Origin of the sequence: Modestobacter roseus, assembly GCF_007994135.1 — a bacterium.
In the GTDB taxonomy this organism is placed as follows: Bacteria; Actinomycetota; Actinomycetes; order Mycobacteriales; family Geodermatophilaceae; genus Modestobacter; species Modestobacter roseus.
Map to the genome: position 1 here is coordinate 2,755,553 of NZ_VLKF01000001.1, position 15,256 is coordinate 2,770,808.

At 75.9% G+C, this 15,256-nt stretch carries 16 protein-coding genes; 7 read left to right on the forward strand and 9 right to left on the reverse strand.

Translation table 11 applies throughout. From position 1 onward, the window contains the following. Nucleotides 1–125 precede the first annotated feature (125 nt). The gene (locus tag JD78_RS13055) at nucleotides 126–1,148 is read right to left on the reverse strand and encodes a YlbL family protein (RefSeq protein ID WP_153361557.1); all 1,023 of its coding nucleotides are present in this window, start codon (nucleotides 1,146–1,148) and stop codon (nucleotides 126–128) included. Nucleotides 1,149–1,319: 171 nt separating this feature from the next. Here JD78_RS13055 and JD78_RS13060 point away from each other — a divergent pair, with 171 nt between their 5' ends. Next, complete coding sequence (locus JD78_RS13060; RefSeq protein ID WP_153361556.1) at nucleotides 1,320–2,744, forward strand: zinc-dependent metalloprotease; 1,425 nt, start codon at nucleotides 1,320–1,322, stop codon at nucleotides 2,742–2,744. Nucleotides 2,745–2,862: 118 nt separating this feature from the next. Here JD78_RS13060 and JD78_RS13065 read toward each other — a convergent pair whose 3' ends face one another. Beyond that, nucleotides 2,863–3,495: a M48 metallopeptidase family protein gene (locus JD78_RS13065; protein ID WP_228395300.1), complete on the reverse strand. Its 633-nt coding sequence runs from the start codon at nucleotides 3,493–3,495 to the stop codon at nucleotides 2,863–2,865. Nucleotides 3,496–3,833: 338 nt separating this feature from the next. Here JD78_RS13065 and JD78_RS13070 point away from each other — a divergent pair, with 338 nt between their 5' ends. From JD78_RS13070 to JD78_RS13075, 3 genes are read left to right on the forward strand one after another with little or no spacing between them, the layout of a single operon-like run. Beyond that, on the forward strand, nucleotides 3,834–4,715 hold the full coding sequence (locus JD78_RS13070) for a ubiquitin-activating E1 family protein (protein WP_243731040.1): 882 nt from the start codon (nucleotides 3,834–3,836) through the stop codon (nucleotides 4,713–4,715). Further along, nucleotides 4,712–4,921: a hypothetical protein gene (locus tag JD78_RS22260; protein ID WP_243731041.1), complete on the forward strand. Its 210-nt coding sequence runs from the start codon at nucleotides 4,712–4,714 to the stop codon at nucleotides 4,919–4,921. Before JD78_RS13070 ends, JD78_RS22260 begins: the two co-directional genes overlap by 4 nt. Beyond that, nucleotides 4,914–6,236, forward strand: coding sequence for an ABC1 kinase family protein (locus tag JD78_RS13075; protein ID WP_153361554.1), 1,323 nt, complete (start codon nucleotides 4,914–4,916; stop codon nucleotides 6,234–6,236). Before JD78_RS22260 ends, JD78_RS13075 begins: the two co-directional genes overlap by 8 nt. 96 nt (nucleotides 6,237–6,332) lie before the next feature. Here the strand turns inward: JD78_RS13075 and JD78_RS13080 are convergent, their stop codons facing one another. From JD78_RS13080 to JD78_RS13095, 4 genes are all read right to left on the reverse strand, one after another. Next, entirely contained in the window at nucleotides 6,333–6,497 is a 165-nt protein-coding gene (locus JD78_RS13080) for a hypothetical protein (protein ID WP_166521168.1), read from the reverse strand. A 118-nt stretch (nucleotides 6,498–6,615) separates the two neighbouring features. Continuing rightward, complete coding sequence (locus tag JD78_RS13085; RefSeq protein ID WP_153361553.1) at nucleotides 6,616–6,954, reverse strand: WhiB family transcriptional regulator; 339 nt, start codon at nucleotides 6,952–6,954, stop codon at nucleotides 6,616–6,618. A gap of 147 nt (nucleotides 6,955–7,101) precedes the next feature. Beyond that, on the reverse strand, nucleotides 7,102–7,473 hold the full coding sequence (locus tag JD78_RS13090) for a hypothetical protein (protein WP_153361552.1): 372 nt from the start codon (nucleotides 7,471–7,473) through the stop codon (nucleotides 7,102–7,104). A 191-nt stretch (nucleotides 7,474–7,664) separates the two neighbouring features. After that, nucleotides 7,665–9,674 (reverse strand): ATP-dependent DNA helicase UvrD2, encoded by a 2,010-nt coding sequence (locus JD78_RS13095; protein ID WP_279526844.1) that lies wholly within the window; start codon nucleotides 9,672–9,674, stop codon nucleotides 7,665–7,667. Between the two features lie 167 nt (nucleotides 9,675–9,841). Here JD78_RS13095 and JD78_RS13100 point away from each other — a divergent pair, with 167 nt between their 5' ends. From JD78_RS13100 to JD78_RS13110, 3 genes are all read left to right on the forward strand, one after another. Continuing rightward, the gene (locus JD78_RS13100; protein ID WP_153361550.1) at nucleotides 9,842–10,105 is read left to right on the forward strand and encodes a mycoredoxin; all 264 of its coding nucleotides are present in this window, start codon (nucleotides 9,842–9,844) and stop codon (nucleotides 10,103–10,105) included. Between the two features lie 80 nt (nucleotides 10,106–10,185). After that, nucleotides 10,186–10,803 (forward strand): ANTAR domain-containing protein, encoded by a 618-nt coding sequence (locus JD78_RS13105; protein ID WP_153361549.1) that lies wholly within the window; start codon nucleotides 10,186–10,188, stop codon nucleotides 10,801–10,803. Between the two features lie 95 nt (nucleotides 10,804–10,898). Further along, nucleotides 10,899–11,471 (forward strand): nucleoside/nucleotide kinase family protein, encoded by a 573-nt coding sequence (locus JD78_RS13110; RefSeq protein WP_228395299.1) that lies wholly within the window; start codon nucleotides 10,899–10,901, stop codon nucleotides 11,469–11,471. Here the strand turns inward: JD78_RS13110 and nudC are convergent. Genes nudC through JD78_RS13125 form a run of 3 tightly spaced genes read right to left on the reverse strand, consistent with a single transcriptional unit; the run spans nucleotide 11,464 to nucleotide 15,103 of the window. Next, nucleotides 11,464–12,429, reverse strand: coding sequence for an NAD(+) diphosphatase (gene nudC, locus JD78_RS13115; RefSeq protein WP_153361547.1), 966 nt, complete (start codon nucleotides 12,427–12,429; stop codon nucleotides 11,464–11,466). The genes JD78_RS13110 and nudC overlap by 8 nt on opposite strands. Beyond that, complete coding sequence (locus JD78_RS13120) at nucleotides 12,426–13,799, reverse strand: M16 family metallopeptidase (protein WP_153361546.1); 1,374 nt, start codon at nucleotides 13,797–13,799, stop codon at nucleotides 12,426–12,428. Before JD78_RS13120 ends, nudC begins: the two co-directional genes overlap by 4 nt. Then, complete coding sequence (locus JD78_RS13125; protein WP_208104097.1) at nucleotides 13,796–15,103, reverse strand: M16 family metallopeptidase; 1,308 nt, start codon at nucleotides 15,101–15,103, stop codon at nucleotides 13,796–13,798. Before JD78_RS13125 ends, JD78_RS13120 begins: the two co-directional genes overlap by 4 nt. Between the last annotated feature and the right edge of the window lie 153 nt (nucleotides 15,104–15,256).

Below are 15,256 nucleotides of genomic sequence, written 5' to 3' on the forward strand. Positions count from 1 at the left end.
GTAGGGGCACCGGCGGCGCCCGTGGGCGGCCGGTCACTCCGGGGTCGCATCCTCAACTGCTGTCGACCGCGCGGGGTTCCCGGGCCGTCCGCCACGACCGGCGGAGACGTGCCGGCGGCGTCAGGTCAGCAGGGATCGGGCGTCCGCCCGGCCCGCAGGTCGGCGAGCGCCTGCAGCGCGTCGTCCAGGGTGGCGACCTCGGCCATCGGCAGCCCGGGCTGGGCGTTGGCCAGCGCCTCGGCACAGTTGGCGCTGGGCACCAGGAACAGCTCGGCGCCGATCTCCCGCGCGGAGACGAGCTTCAGCGGGATGCCACCGATCGGCCCCACGTTGCCCTCGACGTCGATCGTCCCGGTGCCCGCCACCACGGCCCCGCCGGTCAGGTCGGTGTCGCCGACCAGGTCGATGATCCCGAGGCTCAGCATCAGCCCCGCCGACGGGCCGCCGACGTCGTCCACCTGGATGTCGACCTCGAACGGCGCGTTCGGGATCTCCAGCACGTTGATCCCCAGCGCGGACCCCTCCCCCTCGGTTGCGGCCATCGTGGTCACGGTCCCGCTCTCCTCGACACCGAGCCGCGTGTACTCGACCTGGACCTCCGTGCCCGGCGGGATCGCCTCGAGCACCGCGGAGAGCGTGTCGAAGTCCGGCGTCGGCGTTCCGTCCACGGCCTGGACGGCGTCGCCTGCCTGCAGGGTCCCCTCGGCCGGGGAGTCCTCGGGCAGCGCCTGGACGACGACCTCCGCCGGGTAGCCGAGCTCCCCCAGCGCCGCGCCGCGGGCGGACTGCTCGGAGGTGAGGAAGGCCTGCCGGTTCTGCTGGCGGGTCTCCTCTTCCGACTGCCCGGACGGGTACACCTGCTCGCGCGGTACGACGGTGACCTCGTCGTCGAACCAGCCCTGCACCGCACCGACCAGCGTCAGCGGTCCGGAGGGGACGCCGACGGTGGTGAGGTTCAGGTTGCCCGAGGTCTCGTTCTCCTCGCGGCCGGTCACGCTGATGATCGGGGTGCCGTCGATCTCGCCGAGGGTGTTGTACGTGGGACCGGGCACCTGCGCGACGTAGGGCACCGGCAGCAGCGAGCCGAGCCCCCCGAACACGGGCAGCAACACCGACCCGGCGACCAGCACGGTGGTCCGACGGCTCACGTCTCCTCCTCGTCCGGCGCGACACCGACCTCGGGGTGCCCGTCGAACGGCGAGAGTAGGTGACTTCCCCGTGAGGACCGCGGAGCGCGCTCAGCTCACAGCGCAACGGAGGGTGCCCGGGACGTCCCGGGAGGGGCGCTGCGGACCGCCGCCCGCGTCTACGGTGGAGGCATGAGTGATCTCCCGTTCGGCTTCGGCGTCCCCGACCGCGACCCCGAGCGCCGGGGCGAGTCCGGCGGCTCGGGCGGCAGCTCGGGTGGGGGCTCGGGTGGGGGCCCCGCCGGGAACGACCCGTTCGGCCTGGGAGCCCTGTTCGGCGCGGCCGGGGGTGCCGGCGGCGCCGGTGGACCGGCCGACCTGCTCGGCAAGATGCCGCTGTTCGCCGAGCTCCAGAAGCTGATGAACTGGTCCGGCGGCCCGGTGAACTGGGACCTGGCGCGCCAGGGCGCGATCAGCCAGCTCGCCCCCGGGCACCAGCCCACCTCCGCCGGCGAGCGGTCCGCGGTCACCGAGGCCCTCCGCCTGGCCGACCTCTGGCTGGACCAGGTCACCGAGCTGCCCTCGGGCATCGACCGCGGCCTGGCCTGGTCGCGCGTGGAGTGGGTCGAGCAGACCCTGCCGGCGTGGGCCGCCCTCATCGACCCGCTGGCGGAGCGGGTGGTGGCTGCGATGACCAGCGCCCTGCCCGCGGAGGCCGCGTCGATCGCCGGCCCGCTGGCCGGGATCATGGGCCAGATGGGCGGCGTCATGTTCGGCGCCCAGGTCGGCCAGGCGCTGGCCCGGCTGGCCGACGAGGTCACCACGAGCACCGACGTCGGGCTCCCGCTGGGCCCGCAGGGCGCCGGCGTGCTGGTGCCGCAGAACGTCGCCGCCTTCGGCGCCGGGCTGGACCGCCCCGAGGACGAGGTCCGGCTCTTCCTCGCGCTGCGCGAGGCCGCCCACCAGCGACTGTTCGCGCACGTCCCGTGGCTGCGCCAGCAGCTCACCGACGCCGTGCACGCCTACGCCCGGGGCATCCACGTCGACCGCGAGGCGATCGAGCGGAGCATCCAGGACGCGATGGGCGGCATGGAGGGCGGGCTCGACCCGAGCGACCCGGAGAGCATCCAGCGGCTGCTGGGCAGCGGTGTGCTGGAGCCGGAGGAGACCCCCGAGCAGCAGATGGCGCTGCGCCGGCTGGAGACCCTGCTGGCGCTGGTCGAGGGCTGGGTGGACAGCCTGGTCGCCGCCGCGGCGGCCGAGCGCCTGCCCGGGCACTCCGCGCTGGCCGAGACGATGCGCCGCCGCCGGGCGTCGGGCGGGCCCGCCGAGCAGACCTTCGCCACGCTGGTCGGGCTCGAGCTGCGGCCGCGCCGGCTGCGTGACGCCAGCACCGTCTGGGGCGCGATGGCCCAGCAGCACGGCACCGCGGCGCGGGACCGGCTCTGGTCGCACCCGGACCTGCTGCCCACCTCCGACGACCTCGACGAGCCGCTGGACTTCGTGGCCCGGCAGGGCGCGGCGGACCCGTTCGCCGAGCTCACCGACGGGCTCGCGGAGCAGGCCGGGGACCAGCCTGGCGACGACGCCGAGGACGGGGACACACCCCGCGGCTGAGGCGACGGCCCCGCTGCAGGGTCCCGCCGCGAGCGGGCGAGTGGCGGGGGTGAGGCCCCGTCCCGAGGCTCGCCCCGAGCGTGCGAGGGGTGAGGAGGACGGGGTCCTTCGACCTTCGTCAGTCGATGGCGCCGGGCTCCAGGTCGTCGTCGGTCGCGGCGGGCGTGGTGCGCCCGCCGTGCTCGACGCCCTCCAGGAACCCGAGGGCCCGCTCGGCCCGCGGATAGGCGTGCACCAGGGCCCAGAACCGCTGGTCGTGGTTGGGCTCGAGCAGGTGGGCGAGCTCGTGCACCAGGACGTAGTCGACGACGAACTCCGGCATCCCCCGCAGGCGGCTGGACAACCGGATGGTGCCGTCGGCCGGGGTGCAGGAGCCCCAGCGCCGGTTCTGGTTGTCGACCCACCGCACGCTGACCGGCACGGCGCGCCCGTCCAGGTGCGCGTCGGAGAGCTGCCGCGCGCGGGCCATCAGGTCGTCGTCCGAGCCGAGGGTGCGCTTGCGCCGCTCCTCGCGGGTCTGCAGCTTGGCCACCATCTGGTCGACCCAGCGGCGCTCCTCGGCCGCGCTGAACGCGGCCGGGATCAGCACGATGGTGCGGCCGCCCTCCCGGTAGGCGGTCACGGTCCGGCGCCGGCGTGCGCTGCGCCGCACCTCGACGGGCCCGGCCATGGTGGTCAGCGCCTCGCTCGCGGCGGAGGACCCCGCGCTGGATGACGAGGCGGCCGGGCGGCGCTCGGGTCGCTGGTGCACGGACGCACGGTAGCCGCCGGCACAGGCTGCGCCCAGCGGGCGGACACCCGGTGGTGGACAGGTGCACACGGTCAGTGGACCCCCCGGTGCGCCGGATCCCCCGAACGGTGGAACGGAACGCGCTCCTCCACACCCGGGGGACGACGTCCCCGCAGGTGAGCGAGCCACCGAACGGACCACCCAGGGCCGCGTCCCCCGTCCGTGCACAGCGCGACCCGGCCGGTTCCCCATCCTGTCCACAGCCCTGTCCCCACCATGTGGGCAGGGATCCGGCGGGATGCGCTCCGGCCTGTGGACGACGCCGGTGCGACCCCCTTCCCGCTGGCACGCTCCTGCCGGTGACCGAGACGCCGCACCCCCTGCTCCCCGCCACGACGCCGGTGACCCGCCCCGACGAGCACACGGTGCAGGTCGGGGGCGCCGACGGGCGCGACGGCGTGCGGGTGTGGCCGGCCGGTCCGGAGGTCGCCCGGCTGCTCACCGGCATCGACGGCCGGCGCACCGAACGCGCGCTGCGGGGCGACTGGTCCGCGGCCGGGCTCGACGACGACGTGGTCGAGGACCTGCTGGCCGGGCTGCGCGGCGCCGGTCTGCTGCGCGAGGTGACCGCCGGCGACCTGCTGGCCACCGACCCCGGCCCGGCTGCCGCCGCGCGGGCCGGGCTGGAGCTGCCCACCGTCGCCGCCGGACGCTGGCGCACCCGGCGGCAGAGCTCGGTGGTCGTGGAGGGCGCGACCCGGGTCGGCACCCCGCTCGCCGGGCTGCTGGCCGCCAGCGGCGTCGGCCGGGTGTCGGTCCGCGACCGCGGGCTGACGACGGCGGGGGAACCGGTCGTCGGCGGCGTCGCAGCCCACGACGAGGGCCGGCCGCGGGTGCTCGCGGCCGCCGACGCGATCCGCCGGGCCAGCCCGCTGACCGACCTGCGCCCGCTCCCGGCGACCCAGCGTCCGGACCTGGTGCTGCTGTGCCGCCCCTGGGCCGCCGTCGACCCGCTGACCGCGGCACTGCAGCGCGACGGGGTGCCCCACCTGGTCGCGACGGTGCGCGGGGACACCGGTGTGGTCGGTCCGCTGGTCCTGCCGGGGTCACCAGCTGCCTGCGGTGCGCGGACGGGTGGCGCCGGGAGGACGACCCGAGCTGGCCCGCGACGGCCGCCCAGCTCGCGACGGCCCGGCCGGCTCCGGCGGGCAGCACCCTCACCTGCCTGGCCACCGCGGTGACCGCCGCGGTGCAGGCGCTCGCCCACCTCGACGGCGGCGACTGCGCGCCCGGCGTGCTGGACGCGGCGCTGGAGCTGGGCCCGCCGACGTTCCAGCCTCGCCTCCGCCGGTGGCCGCCACACCCCGGGTGCGGCTGCGGCGCCCGGCAGGAGGGGGTGGCGGAGCGCGAGGTCGCGGCCGAGAGGGGACAATGGGGTGGTGAGTGACACGGGGCGGGACATCCCACGGGGGGCGGTGTCCCGAACGGCCCGGCTGGCGGCCCTGCCGCTCGGCGCCGCCGGACGGGCCACCCTCGGCATCGGCAAGAAGCTGTCCGGCCGGCCGGGTGAGGAGGTCGACGCGGAGCTCCAGGCGCGCACGGCCGAGCAGCTCTTCGCCGTCCTCGGGCAGCTCAAGGGCGGGGCGATGAAGCTCGGCCAGCAGCTGTCGATCTTCGAGGCCGCCGTGCCCGAAGAGGTCGCCGGCCCGTACCGGGAGGCCCTGGTCAAGCTGCAGGAGGCCGCACCGCCGATGCCGGTGCGCACCGTCCACGCGGTGCTGGCCCAGCAGCTGGGCGGCCGGTGGCGGGAGCGGTTCCGGGAGTTCGACGACACCCCGGCCGCCGCGGCCAGCATCGGCCAGGTCCACCGGGCGACCTGGCGGGACGGCCGGGACGTCGCGGTCAAGATCCAGTACCCGGGCGCCGGGACGGCGCTGATGGCCGACCTCAACCAGCTCGCCCGCTTCGCCCGGATGTTCGCCGTGCTCTTCCCGGGCATGGAGGTCAAGCCGCTGATCGCCGAGCTCAAGGCGCGGGCGGAGGAGGAGCTGGACTACGGGCTGGAGGCCGACGCCCAGCGCGGCTTCGCCGCCGCCTACGCCGACGACCCGCAGATCGCCGTGCCGCGCGTGGTGGCCAGTGCCCCCAAGGTGATCGTCTCGGAGTGGCAGGAGGGCACCTCGCTGGCGAGGATCATCGCCTCGGGCACCCGGGAGCAGCGCGACCGGGCCGGGCTGCTGATGGCTGTCCTGCACTTCTCCGGCCCCCAGCGGGCCGGGCTGCTGCACGCCGACCCGCACCCGGGCAACTTCCGGCTGCTGCCGGACGGCCGGCTGGGCGTCATCGACTTCGGCGCGACGGCGCGGCTCCCCGGCGGCCTGCCGGAGCCGATCGGCCGGCTGGTGAAGTGGGCGCTGGACGGCCGGGCCGAGGACGTGCTCACCGACCTGCGCGCCGAGGGCTTCGTGCGCCAGTCGGTGCAGGTGGACGCCCAGGCCGTGCTGGACTTCCTGCTCCCCTTCCTGGCGCCGGTGGCCGAGCCGTCCTTCCAGTTCACCCGGGCGTGGATGCAGCAGCAGGCGAACCGGCTCGGCGACCCCCGCAGCGAGGCCAGCCAGCTGGGCCGGCAGCTCAACCTGCCCCCCGCCTACCTGCTCATCCACCGGGTGACCATCGGCTCGATCGGGGTGCTGTGCCAGCTGGACGCCCAGGCTCCCTACCGGGGCGTGTGCGAGGAGTGGCTGCCGGGCTTCGCCGGCTGACGACCCGGTCCTGAGCGCCCGGGTGCGGTGACGGTGCTGCGCCACCGCACCCGGGCGGGGGTCGGTCGATCCGGGGCGGGTCGAGCGAGGTGGGACTCACCAGACGGCGGCCCCGGCCCGGGCCGCGCGGCGGTTCGCCCGGGCGGCCCGACGGTCGCACCGGCGGGCGGTGACGATCCGGCGTGCGCGCGCCGACCGGTCGGCGTGGACCAGTCGTTCTCGTACCTGGTCACGTGCCAGGTCGGGGTCCATCAGGAACATCGGGGGTCCTCCGGGTGCGGGAGCGCCGTCCGGCGCTCGGACGTGGTGCATCGGGTGGCCGGCCGGCCGCCGTGCGGACGTCGGACGGCGGCCGGCCGGGTGGTGCGGTGGGCGGGGCTCATGCCGCCGCCCCGGTCCGGACCTTCGGGGGACGGCCGCGCGGCCGCTTGCGGGGGATCACGACGCCACGGTCGAAGATCTCCCCTCCCCAGACGCCCCAGGGCTCGGCCCGGTCGAGCGCGCCGGCCAGGCACGACGCCCGGACCGGGCACTCGAGGCACAGGTCCTTGGCCTGCTCGAGCTGGGCCGGCGCCTCGGCGAACCACAGGTCCGGGTCGGATGACGCCCGGCAGGGCAGCGTGCGGCGCGGCGCCGGGCTGAGCCCGGTGGTGGACAGGTGCGTGCGGTCGATCCCTCGCCGGCGGTGGGTCGTCGCGGGCTCGATCGTGGTCGGCACGACCGCTCCTCCTCTTCCTCGGTCGGTGGACCGGGCGGCGGGGTCCCGCCGACCGGTGGTCGGGGTGGGTCCGCGAGGTGGAGAAAGAAGAAGGCCGCGGATCCCGGTTTCCGGGTTCCGCGGCCTCGAGGAGGACCAGCCGAGCGGCTAGCTCAGCGGGTCTTCCGGGGGCAGGTCACCCGGGGTGGTGCTGGTGGTGCGCAGTGCGGTGAGGGTGGTGCGCAGCGCGGGGACGCCGGAGACGGCGAAGCCCGTGCCCGTGGGGTCGATCAGGTGCGCATCGGTGCCGTAGGTGGCACCGGTGGCGTGAGCAGCGGTGGCGAGGAGGTCCAGAGCGCGCAGCCGGACAGCCGGCTCGGTGGTGGACAGACCCGTCCCCTGGAACGGAGCGGCGGTGGGCGCCATCAGGACGACCCGCTCGGTCCACTCACCCGGGCGCACGGCCGGAGCGCACGCGGCAGCAGCCGGCTCGGGGGCCACGACGCCCTTGCCGGTCACGACGAAGTCGGTGCTGTTCACGGTCCCCTCCTCTCCGGGGTCGGGGCTCGGCCTGCCGGCCGGGCTCCCTGCTGGTGGTGCGGTCTGTGCTGTGCAGTGCGTCCTGGGTCACCCCCAGGTGCTGCAGCGAAGGCTAGGGGGTGGCCGACGAACGGGTCAATCGAATTAGCGCACGATCGCCGGAAAGTGTGTCCGTGCAGGTCAGCGGCGCATCACTCGTCGATGGCCGCGAGCACGCCGGCGCCGTAGAGCTCCAGCTTCCGGGCGCCGACGCCGGGCAGGGCCGACAGCTCGCGCAGTGACGTCGGCCGGGTCTCGGCGATCGCCTGCAGCGTGGCGTCGGTGAACACCACGTAGGCCGGCACGGACGCCTCCTGGGCGGTGGTGCTGCGCCAGGAGCGGAGCCGTTCGAACCGCTCGCCCGCCTCGCCCTCCAGGACGACCTTGGGGCGTTTGGCCGGCCGCCGGGGCGCCGCCGCGGTGTCGGGGGCCAGCCCGTCGAGGAACCGGCTGCGCGGCCGGGCCCGCCGTCCCCCGGGGTTGCGGGCGAGCGACCAGGAGAGGGTCAGCTGCTCGCGGGCCCGGGTGACCGCGACGTAGAGCAGCCGCCGCTCCTCCTCGACCGCCTCCGGGCGCGACTGCGACTGGGCGATGGGGACCACACCGTCGACGAGCCCGACCACGAAGACGGCGTCCCACTCCAGGCCCTTGGCCGCGTGCATCGACGCAAGAGTCACGCCCTGCACCGTCGGGGCGTGCTGGGCGTTGGCGCGCTCGGCGAGGTGCGCGACGAACCCGGCGAGGTCGAGCGCGGGCTGCTCGGCGACGAGGTCGACGGCGAGGTCGACCAGCGCGGCGAGGGACTGCCAGCGGTCGCGGGCGGCGCCGCCCGGCGGCGGCTGGTGCTCCGCCCACCCGAGCGAGGCCAGCACGTCGCGGACGGTGGGCACCAGCGCGCCGGCCTCGTGACCACCGGCGGCCGCACCGCGCAGCAGCAGGACCGCCTCGCGCACCTCGGGTCGCTCGAAGAACCGCTCACCGCCCTTGAGCACGTAGGGGACGCCGACGTCGGCCAGCGCGCTCTCGTAGACCTGGGACTGCGCGTTGATCCGGAACAGCACCGCGATCTCGCTGGCCGGGAGCCCGCCGTCGATCAGCTCCCGGCAGGCCGCCGCCACCGCGGCCGCCTCGGCCGGTTCGTCGGGGTGCTCGACGAACCGCGGGGCCGGGCCCTCGGGGCGCTGACCCAGCAGCCGCAGCCCGGGCAGCCCCTTGCGCGGCGGCGCCTGGCCGATCAGCTTGTTGGCCAGCCCGACCACCTGCGGGGTGGAGCGGTAGTCGCGCTCCAGCTTGACCACCTCGGCGTCGCCGTAGCGGTCGGCGAACCCGAGCAGGTAGTCGGGGTCGGCGCCGGTGAAGGAGTAGATCGTCTGGTTCGGGTCGCCGACCACGCACACCTCGGCCCGGCCGCCGAGCCAGGCGTCCAGCAGCCGCTGCTGCAGGGGGTTGACGTCCTGGTACTCGTCGACGACGAAGTGCCGGTACTGCGCGCGCACCTCCCGGGCCACGTCCGGGTGCTCCTCGATGGCGTAGGCGGTGACCAGCAGCAGGTCCTCGAAGTCCAGGGCGCCGTCCCGGGACTTGGCCTCCTCGTAACTGCGGTAGACCGCGGCGACCGCCGCCGCGTCGAAGGGCAGCTCGCGGGCGGCCGCCGCGGCCCGGGCCGGGTAGTCGTCCGGGGTGGCCAGCGTGGTCTTGGCCCACTCGATCTCGCTGGCGAGGTCGCGCAGGCTGGTGCGGTCGGTGGTCAGCCGGTTGCGGGTGGCGGCGCCGGCGACGACGCGGAGCTTGTTCTCGACCAGCTCCGGCATCGGGCCACCGAGGACCCGCGGGGCGAAGTAGCGCAGCTGCCGCATCGCCGCGGAGTGGAAGGTGCGTGCCTGCACGCCCCCCACGCCGAGCGCGGACAGCCGCCCGCGCAGCTCGCCCGCGGCTCGGGCGGTGAAGGTCACGGCGAGCACCTGCTCGGGGACGAACTCCCCCAGGTGCACGCCGTAGGCGATCCGGTGGGTGATCGTGCGGGTCTTGCCGGTGCCGGCACCCGCGAGGATGCAGACCGGCCCCCGGACCGCCACCGCGGCCGCCCGCTGCTGCTCGTCCAACCCGGCGAGCACCGCCTCGGCGCCCGCCGACCCGTCGTGCCCCTGTTCTGCCCTGTGCACCTGATCTGCTACCCGCGGCATCCCCACGCCGCCGAGTCTCCCAGCCCGGGACGACAGCCCGGGGAAGCATCCCCAGGACGGCTGCGTTCCCCCATCGGCACAGTCCCCGGGGCGGGCCACCTCCCCCGGGTGGCCGTCCGGGGCACGGACGAGGGAGGATCCATCCGATGAGCGCTCCGGCACCCACAGTGACGATGTACACCACCAACTGGTGCGGCTACTGCGTCCGGCTGAAGAAGCTGATGCAGCGCGAGGGGATCGAGTACGCCGAGGTCAACATCGAGACCGACGAGAACGCCGCCGAGCTGGTCATGAACGCCAACGGCGGCAACCGGACCGTCCCCACGCTGGTGTTCGCCGACGGCTCGGCGCTGACCAACCCGAGCATCGAGCAGGTCAAGGGCCAGCTCGCGAAGCTCCCGGGCGCGTGATCCCCGACCCGCGGCCCTCCGGGGGCGATGACCGCCCCGCGGGGGGCTGCGGGAACCTGTCCGCGGCCGCCGAACCGGCCGTGGACCGCAGCACCTCGGTGGTGCTTCCCCCGGACGCACTGCGCACGCCCGACGGCGCGCCGGCGGTGCTGCTGACCCGCACCACGGCCGGCTGGACGGTGCTCCAGCCCCCGGCCGGCGGTGGCCGGTCCGCCGCCGCGGAGGGCGACGCCGGACTGCCGCTGGTCGAGGCGATGACCCTCGCCGACCTGGTGGCCGGGGAGCTGGGCGTCCACCCGGAGCCCAACCGGCAGGCCCGCCGCGCGGCCCGGTCCGGCGCCACGGCGGAGTCACCCGAGGAGGGCGCCGAGAGCGAGCAGCTCCAGGCGCTGCGCCGCACCGTCGCCCAGCTGGAACACGCCCTGGCCGCCCGGGTGTCGATCGAACGGGCCATCGGCGTGCTCGCCGAACGCCACGACACCCCGCCGAGGCAGGCCTTCGAACGGCTGCGTCAGCAGGCCCGCAACTCCGGACGTTCGGCTGCCGACCTCGCCGTCGAGGTGCTGGACTCCCTCGCCCCGCCGGCTCCGGGCCCGACCACCGGACGGCGAGGTGCCGACGACGAGCGCGCCGCGCGGTCGGAGGGCCTGCTGGGGTCGGCCGGTGGCGACGGGACTCCCCCGGGAGCGCCGAGCTGAGCGCTCCGCTCCCGCTCTCCCCCGACGCGCTCGCCGACCGGCTGGCCGAGCTGCTCACCCCACTGCGTCCCGAGCCCGGCGCCGCGACGCTGCGGGTGGCCGTCGACGGGCCCGACCTGCCCGGCCCGGCCGGTGGGGTGACCGGGCCGGAGGTGCTCGCCCGGGCGATCGCCGAGCGGCTGCCCGGTCGCAGCCGCGCGGCCGTCGTCGTGCCGGCCGAGGGCTTCTACCGTCCGGCGTCCCTGCGGCTGGAGCACGGCCGCACCGATCCCGATGCCCGGTACACCGACTGGCTGGACGCCGGTGCGCTGGCCCGGGAGGTGCTGGACCGCTGCGGCCCCGGTGGCCCGGGCGAGTACCTCCCGGCGCTGTGGGACCTGGCGCGCGACCGGGCGGCCCGGGCGAGCTACCAGGCGGCTCCGGCCGGCGGGGTGCTGCTCGTGCCCGGCTCCCTGCTGCAGGGCCTGGGGCTGGCCTTCGACGTCGTCGTCCACCTGCGGGTCAGCCCGGCCGCCCGCCGGCGGCGGGCGCCGGAGGAGCGGGAGTGGGAGCTGCCCGCCTTCGACCGCTACGACGAGGAGGTCGACCCGACGACACTGGCCGACGCCGTCGTCCTGGCCGACCACGCCGACCGCCCCGCTCTCGTGCTGCAGGGGAGGCTCAGCTGAACTCGCCGGCCACCCAGCGGTCGATGATGTGCCGCGCGATGGAGACCGTGGGCGGCAGCGCCTGCGGGCCGGTGCCCGAGCGCAGCTCGTCCCGGGTGAACCAGCGGGCCTCCTCGATCTCGTCGTGGTCGATGCGCAGCTCGGTGTCGACCGCACGGGCCACGTAGCCGAGCATCAGCGACTGCGGGAACGGCCAGGGCTGGCTGGAGACGTACCGCACGTCGGTGACGCGGATCCCGACCTCCTCCGCGACCTCGCGGGCCACCGCGGCCTCCGCGGACTCCCCCGGCTCGACGAAGCCCGCGAGGATCGAGAAGCGGCCGGCCGGCCAGACGGCCTGGCGGCCCAGCACGCAGCGGTCACCGCCGTCGTGCACCAGCATGATCACCGCCGGGTCGGTGCGCGGGAACACCTCGCGGCCGTTCTCCGGGTCGCGCTGGACCCAGCCGGACCGCTCGACGGTGGTGCGGCTTCCGGTCATGGGCGAGAAGCGGTTGCGCTCGTGCCACTCGACGATGCCCACGGCCTGGGCGAGCAGGCCGGCGTCGAGGTCGCCCAACTCGCCGCCCACCTCGCGGAGGCCGGCCCAGCGGCCGATCTGCCCGCCCTCGGTCACGTCGGGGCGGGGCCCGCGCAGCGCGGCGTAGACCGCGCCGTCGGCCTCACCGAGGTAGATCGCCCCCTCGGGCATGGTGGGCCGCTCGTCGTAGACCAGCTCCGGCCGGCCGTCGCCGTCGCGGACCGGGACGGCGCGCTGGTCGTCGACGAGCAGCACCCGCACCGGCCGGCCCTGCGCGGGGTCGGGGAGCGACCGGGACAGGTGGCCGCGGTCGTGCGCGGTACGGGAGAGCAGCGGGACGTCGGTGACCGCGCCGGCGATCCGGTCGTCAGGCCAGAACCCGCGGACGTCGGGCGGCGGGTTGTCGGCGGGGGTGCTGCCGCCGGGCGGGACGCTCACTCCCCGGCCTGCGGCGCCGGTGCGATCGGCGCCGGGCGGACCTCGACCGGGCCGACCGCGCCCAGCGGGTCGGTGATCCGCTCCGCGTCCCCGACCACGACCGCGGTCAGGCCGGTGGGCGCGAGCCAGCGACGGGCGGCCTCGGTGACCTCGTCGACCCCGACGGCGGCCAGCGCCTGCTGGTGGTCGGCGAGCCACTCGGCGGACAGCCCGGACCCGAACAGCGCCGAGAGCGTGCTGGCCAGGCCGGCGTGCGTCGCAGTGCCCAGCGCAAGGGTGCCCAGCAGGTAGCGGCGGGCGGACTCGAGCTCGGCCTCGGTGACCGGGGTCAGCGCCATGCGCCCGAGCTCGTACAGCGTCTCGAGCAGCGCAGGGCCGGTGACCTCGGTGGCGACGTCGGCGTCGACCAGGAACGAGGAGCCGGCGACCAGGTGCTCCACCGAGCTGCGCGGGCTGTAGGTGTACCCGCGCCGCTCGCGGAGGTTCTCCACCAACCGGGAGGAGAAGTAGCCGCCGAACACCATGCTGGCCAGCCGGACGGCGGCCAGTTGCGGGTCGGTGCGTCCGGGTGCCGGGCCGCCGAGCCGGATGTTGGACTGCACGGCACCCGCCCGGTGGACGAGCTCCAGCGGGCCGGGGGCGGTCACCGGTGCCGGCGGCGCGGTGACGGCCACTCCCTCGGCGCTCCAGCCGGCCAGGGCAGTGCCGACGGCATCGGCCGCAGCAGCCGGGTCGACGTCGCCGACCAGGACCAGCGTGCTGCCCGCGGGCAGCACCCGCTCCCGGTGCAGCTTCCGCAGCGCGGCCGGGGTGACCGCACCGACCAGCTCGGCCGAGGGCAGCTGCTGGGCGTAGGGGTGCGAGCCGTAGCGGCGCTCGGCCAGGGCGGTGCGGGCGATCAGCCCGGGCTGGGAGCGGGCGATGCGCAGCCGCTCGCCGACCCGGGAGCGCTCGGCCTCGACCTGGCGCGCGGGGTAGGTGGCCGAGCCCAGCAGCTCGGCGACGATGCCCAGGACCTCGCCGAGGCCGCCTGGCAGCATGGTGGTCGCCAGCAGCAGGCGGTCGGCGTCGGCGGAGACCGAGAGCTCCGCGCCCTGGGCCTGCAGCAGCTGGGCGAGCTGCAGCTCGTCGTGCTGTGCGGTGCCGAGCAGCACCGCGCCGCTGAGGACGGCGGTGCGCGCGGCGTGGACGGCGGCCGTGCGCGGGGTGGCCGCAGCGAAGGGCACCCGCAGCCGGAGCTCGACCAGCGGCACACCGGGGCGCGGGACGACGACCAGCCGCAGGCCGTTGGGCATCGTCGTCTCGTGCACCTGCGGCACCGGCATGGGCCGGGGGTCGCCCAGCGGCGGCACCAGCACCGGGGCGCTCATCGGGCACCGCCCGCGCGGAGCTCGAGCACCGCGGCGGTGTCCGGGGACAGGCCCCGCGCCGCCGTCTGCACCTGGTCGGGGGTGACCGCGGCGAGCCGGGCGGCCAGCTCCCCGGCGAGTTCGGCACGACCGTGGACGAGCTCCGCGGCCGCGAACCCGAGGGTGCGGCCGAGCACCGAGTCGGCCTGCTGCAGCAGCTGGGCCTCGGCCCGGGCGGTGACCCGGGCGAGCTCCTCGGCCGGGACGCCGTCGGTGGCCACCTTCTCGACCTCCTCGTGGACGGCGCGCAGCACCGCGTCGGTCGACACCTCCGCCGGGTGGTGCACCTGGGTGACCAGCAGCGTGGCGTCGCGGACGTCGAACGGGTCGCCGAACAGGCCCAGGTAGCTGCTCTGCCCGACCGCGAGCTGGTCGGTGTGCAGCAGCCGGCGCTCCAGCCGGGAGGCGTCGCCCTCGCTGAGCAGCTCGGTGAGCAGGACGGTGCCGAGGTAGGTGTCCAGGTCGTTGACCGGGTCGGGCACCCGCCAGCCGATCGCCACCGCGGGCGCCGGGGCCAGCGGGTCCTCCACCACGCCGCGCCGGACGGCGGTCGGCGAGGGCTCGCCGGTGTTCGGCATCGGCGGGGCCGGCCGGGCGGGCACCTGGTCGAACCAGCGGCGCACCAGCTGCTCGGTCTCGGTGACGTCGAGGTCGCCGCCGATGCACAGCACCGCGTTGGCCGGGGCGTAGTAGCGGTCGAAGAAGTCCTGCGCGTCGTCGACGGTGGAGGACTCCAGGTCGACGAAGGAGCCGTAGCCGTCGTGCGTGTTGGCGAAGGTCTCGAAGGCGATCGGCGGCAGCTGCAGCCACGGGAAGGCGCCGTACGGGCGGTTGAGCACGTTGACCCGGATCTCCTCCTTCACCACGTCGATCTGGTTGCGGAGGTTCTCCGGGGTGATCGCCGGGGCGGCCATCCGGTCGGCCTCGAGGAAGAGCGCGCGCTCGAGCGCCTCGGCGGGCAGCGCCTGGAAGTAGTTCGTGTAGTCCTGGTGCGTGGAGCCGTTGAAGGTGCCACCGGCGGCCTGCACCAGCCGGGCGTGCTCCATCTTCGGGACGTTCGCCGAGCCCTGGAACATCATGTGCTCGAACAGGTGGGCGAAGCCGGTGCGGCCCGGCGGCTCGGACCGCATGCCTACGTCGTAGAAGACGCTGACGGCGACGACGGGGACACTCCGGTCGGGCGCCAGGACCACGCGCAGCCCGTTGTCGAGCGTGAACCGCTCGACCGGGTGGCGCAGGACCAGGTCGCCCTGAGCTGCTGTCACGCGACCGACCCTAACCGTGCTCATCGCGGTCCTCCGGACCGCACCGCGTCCAGGCCCCCTGATCCGAGCGGCTGGTGCGGATCTCCGGCGCGCAGCGGCGTCGGGCTGACGAGTGGGCCCGGTGCGTCCGCGAGGATGGCCGGCAACGGCTCA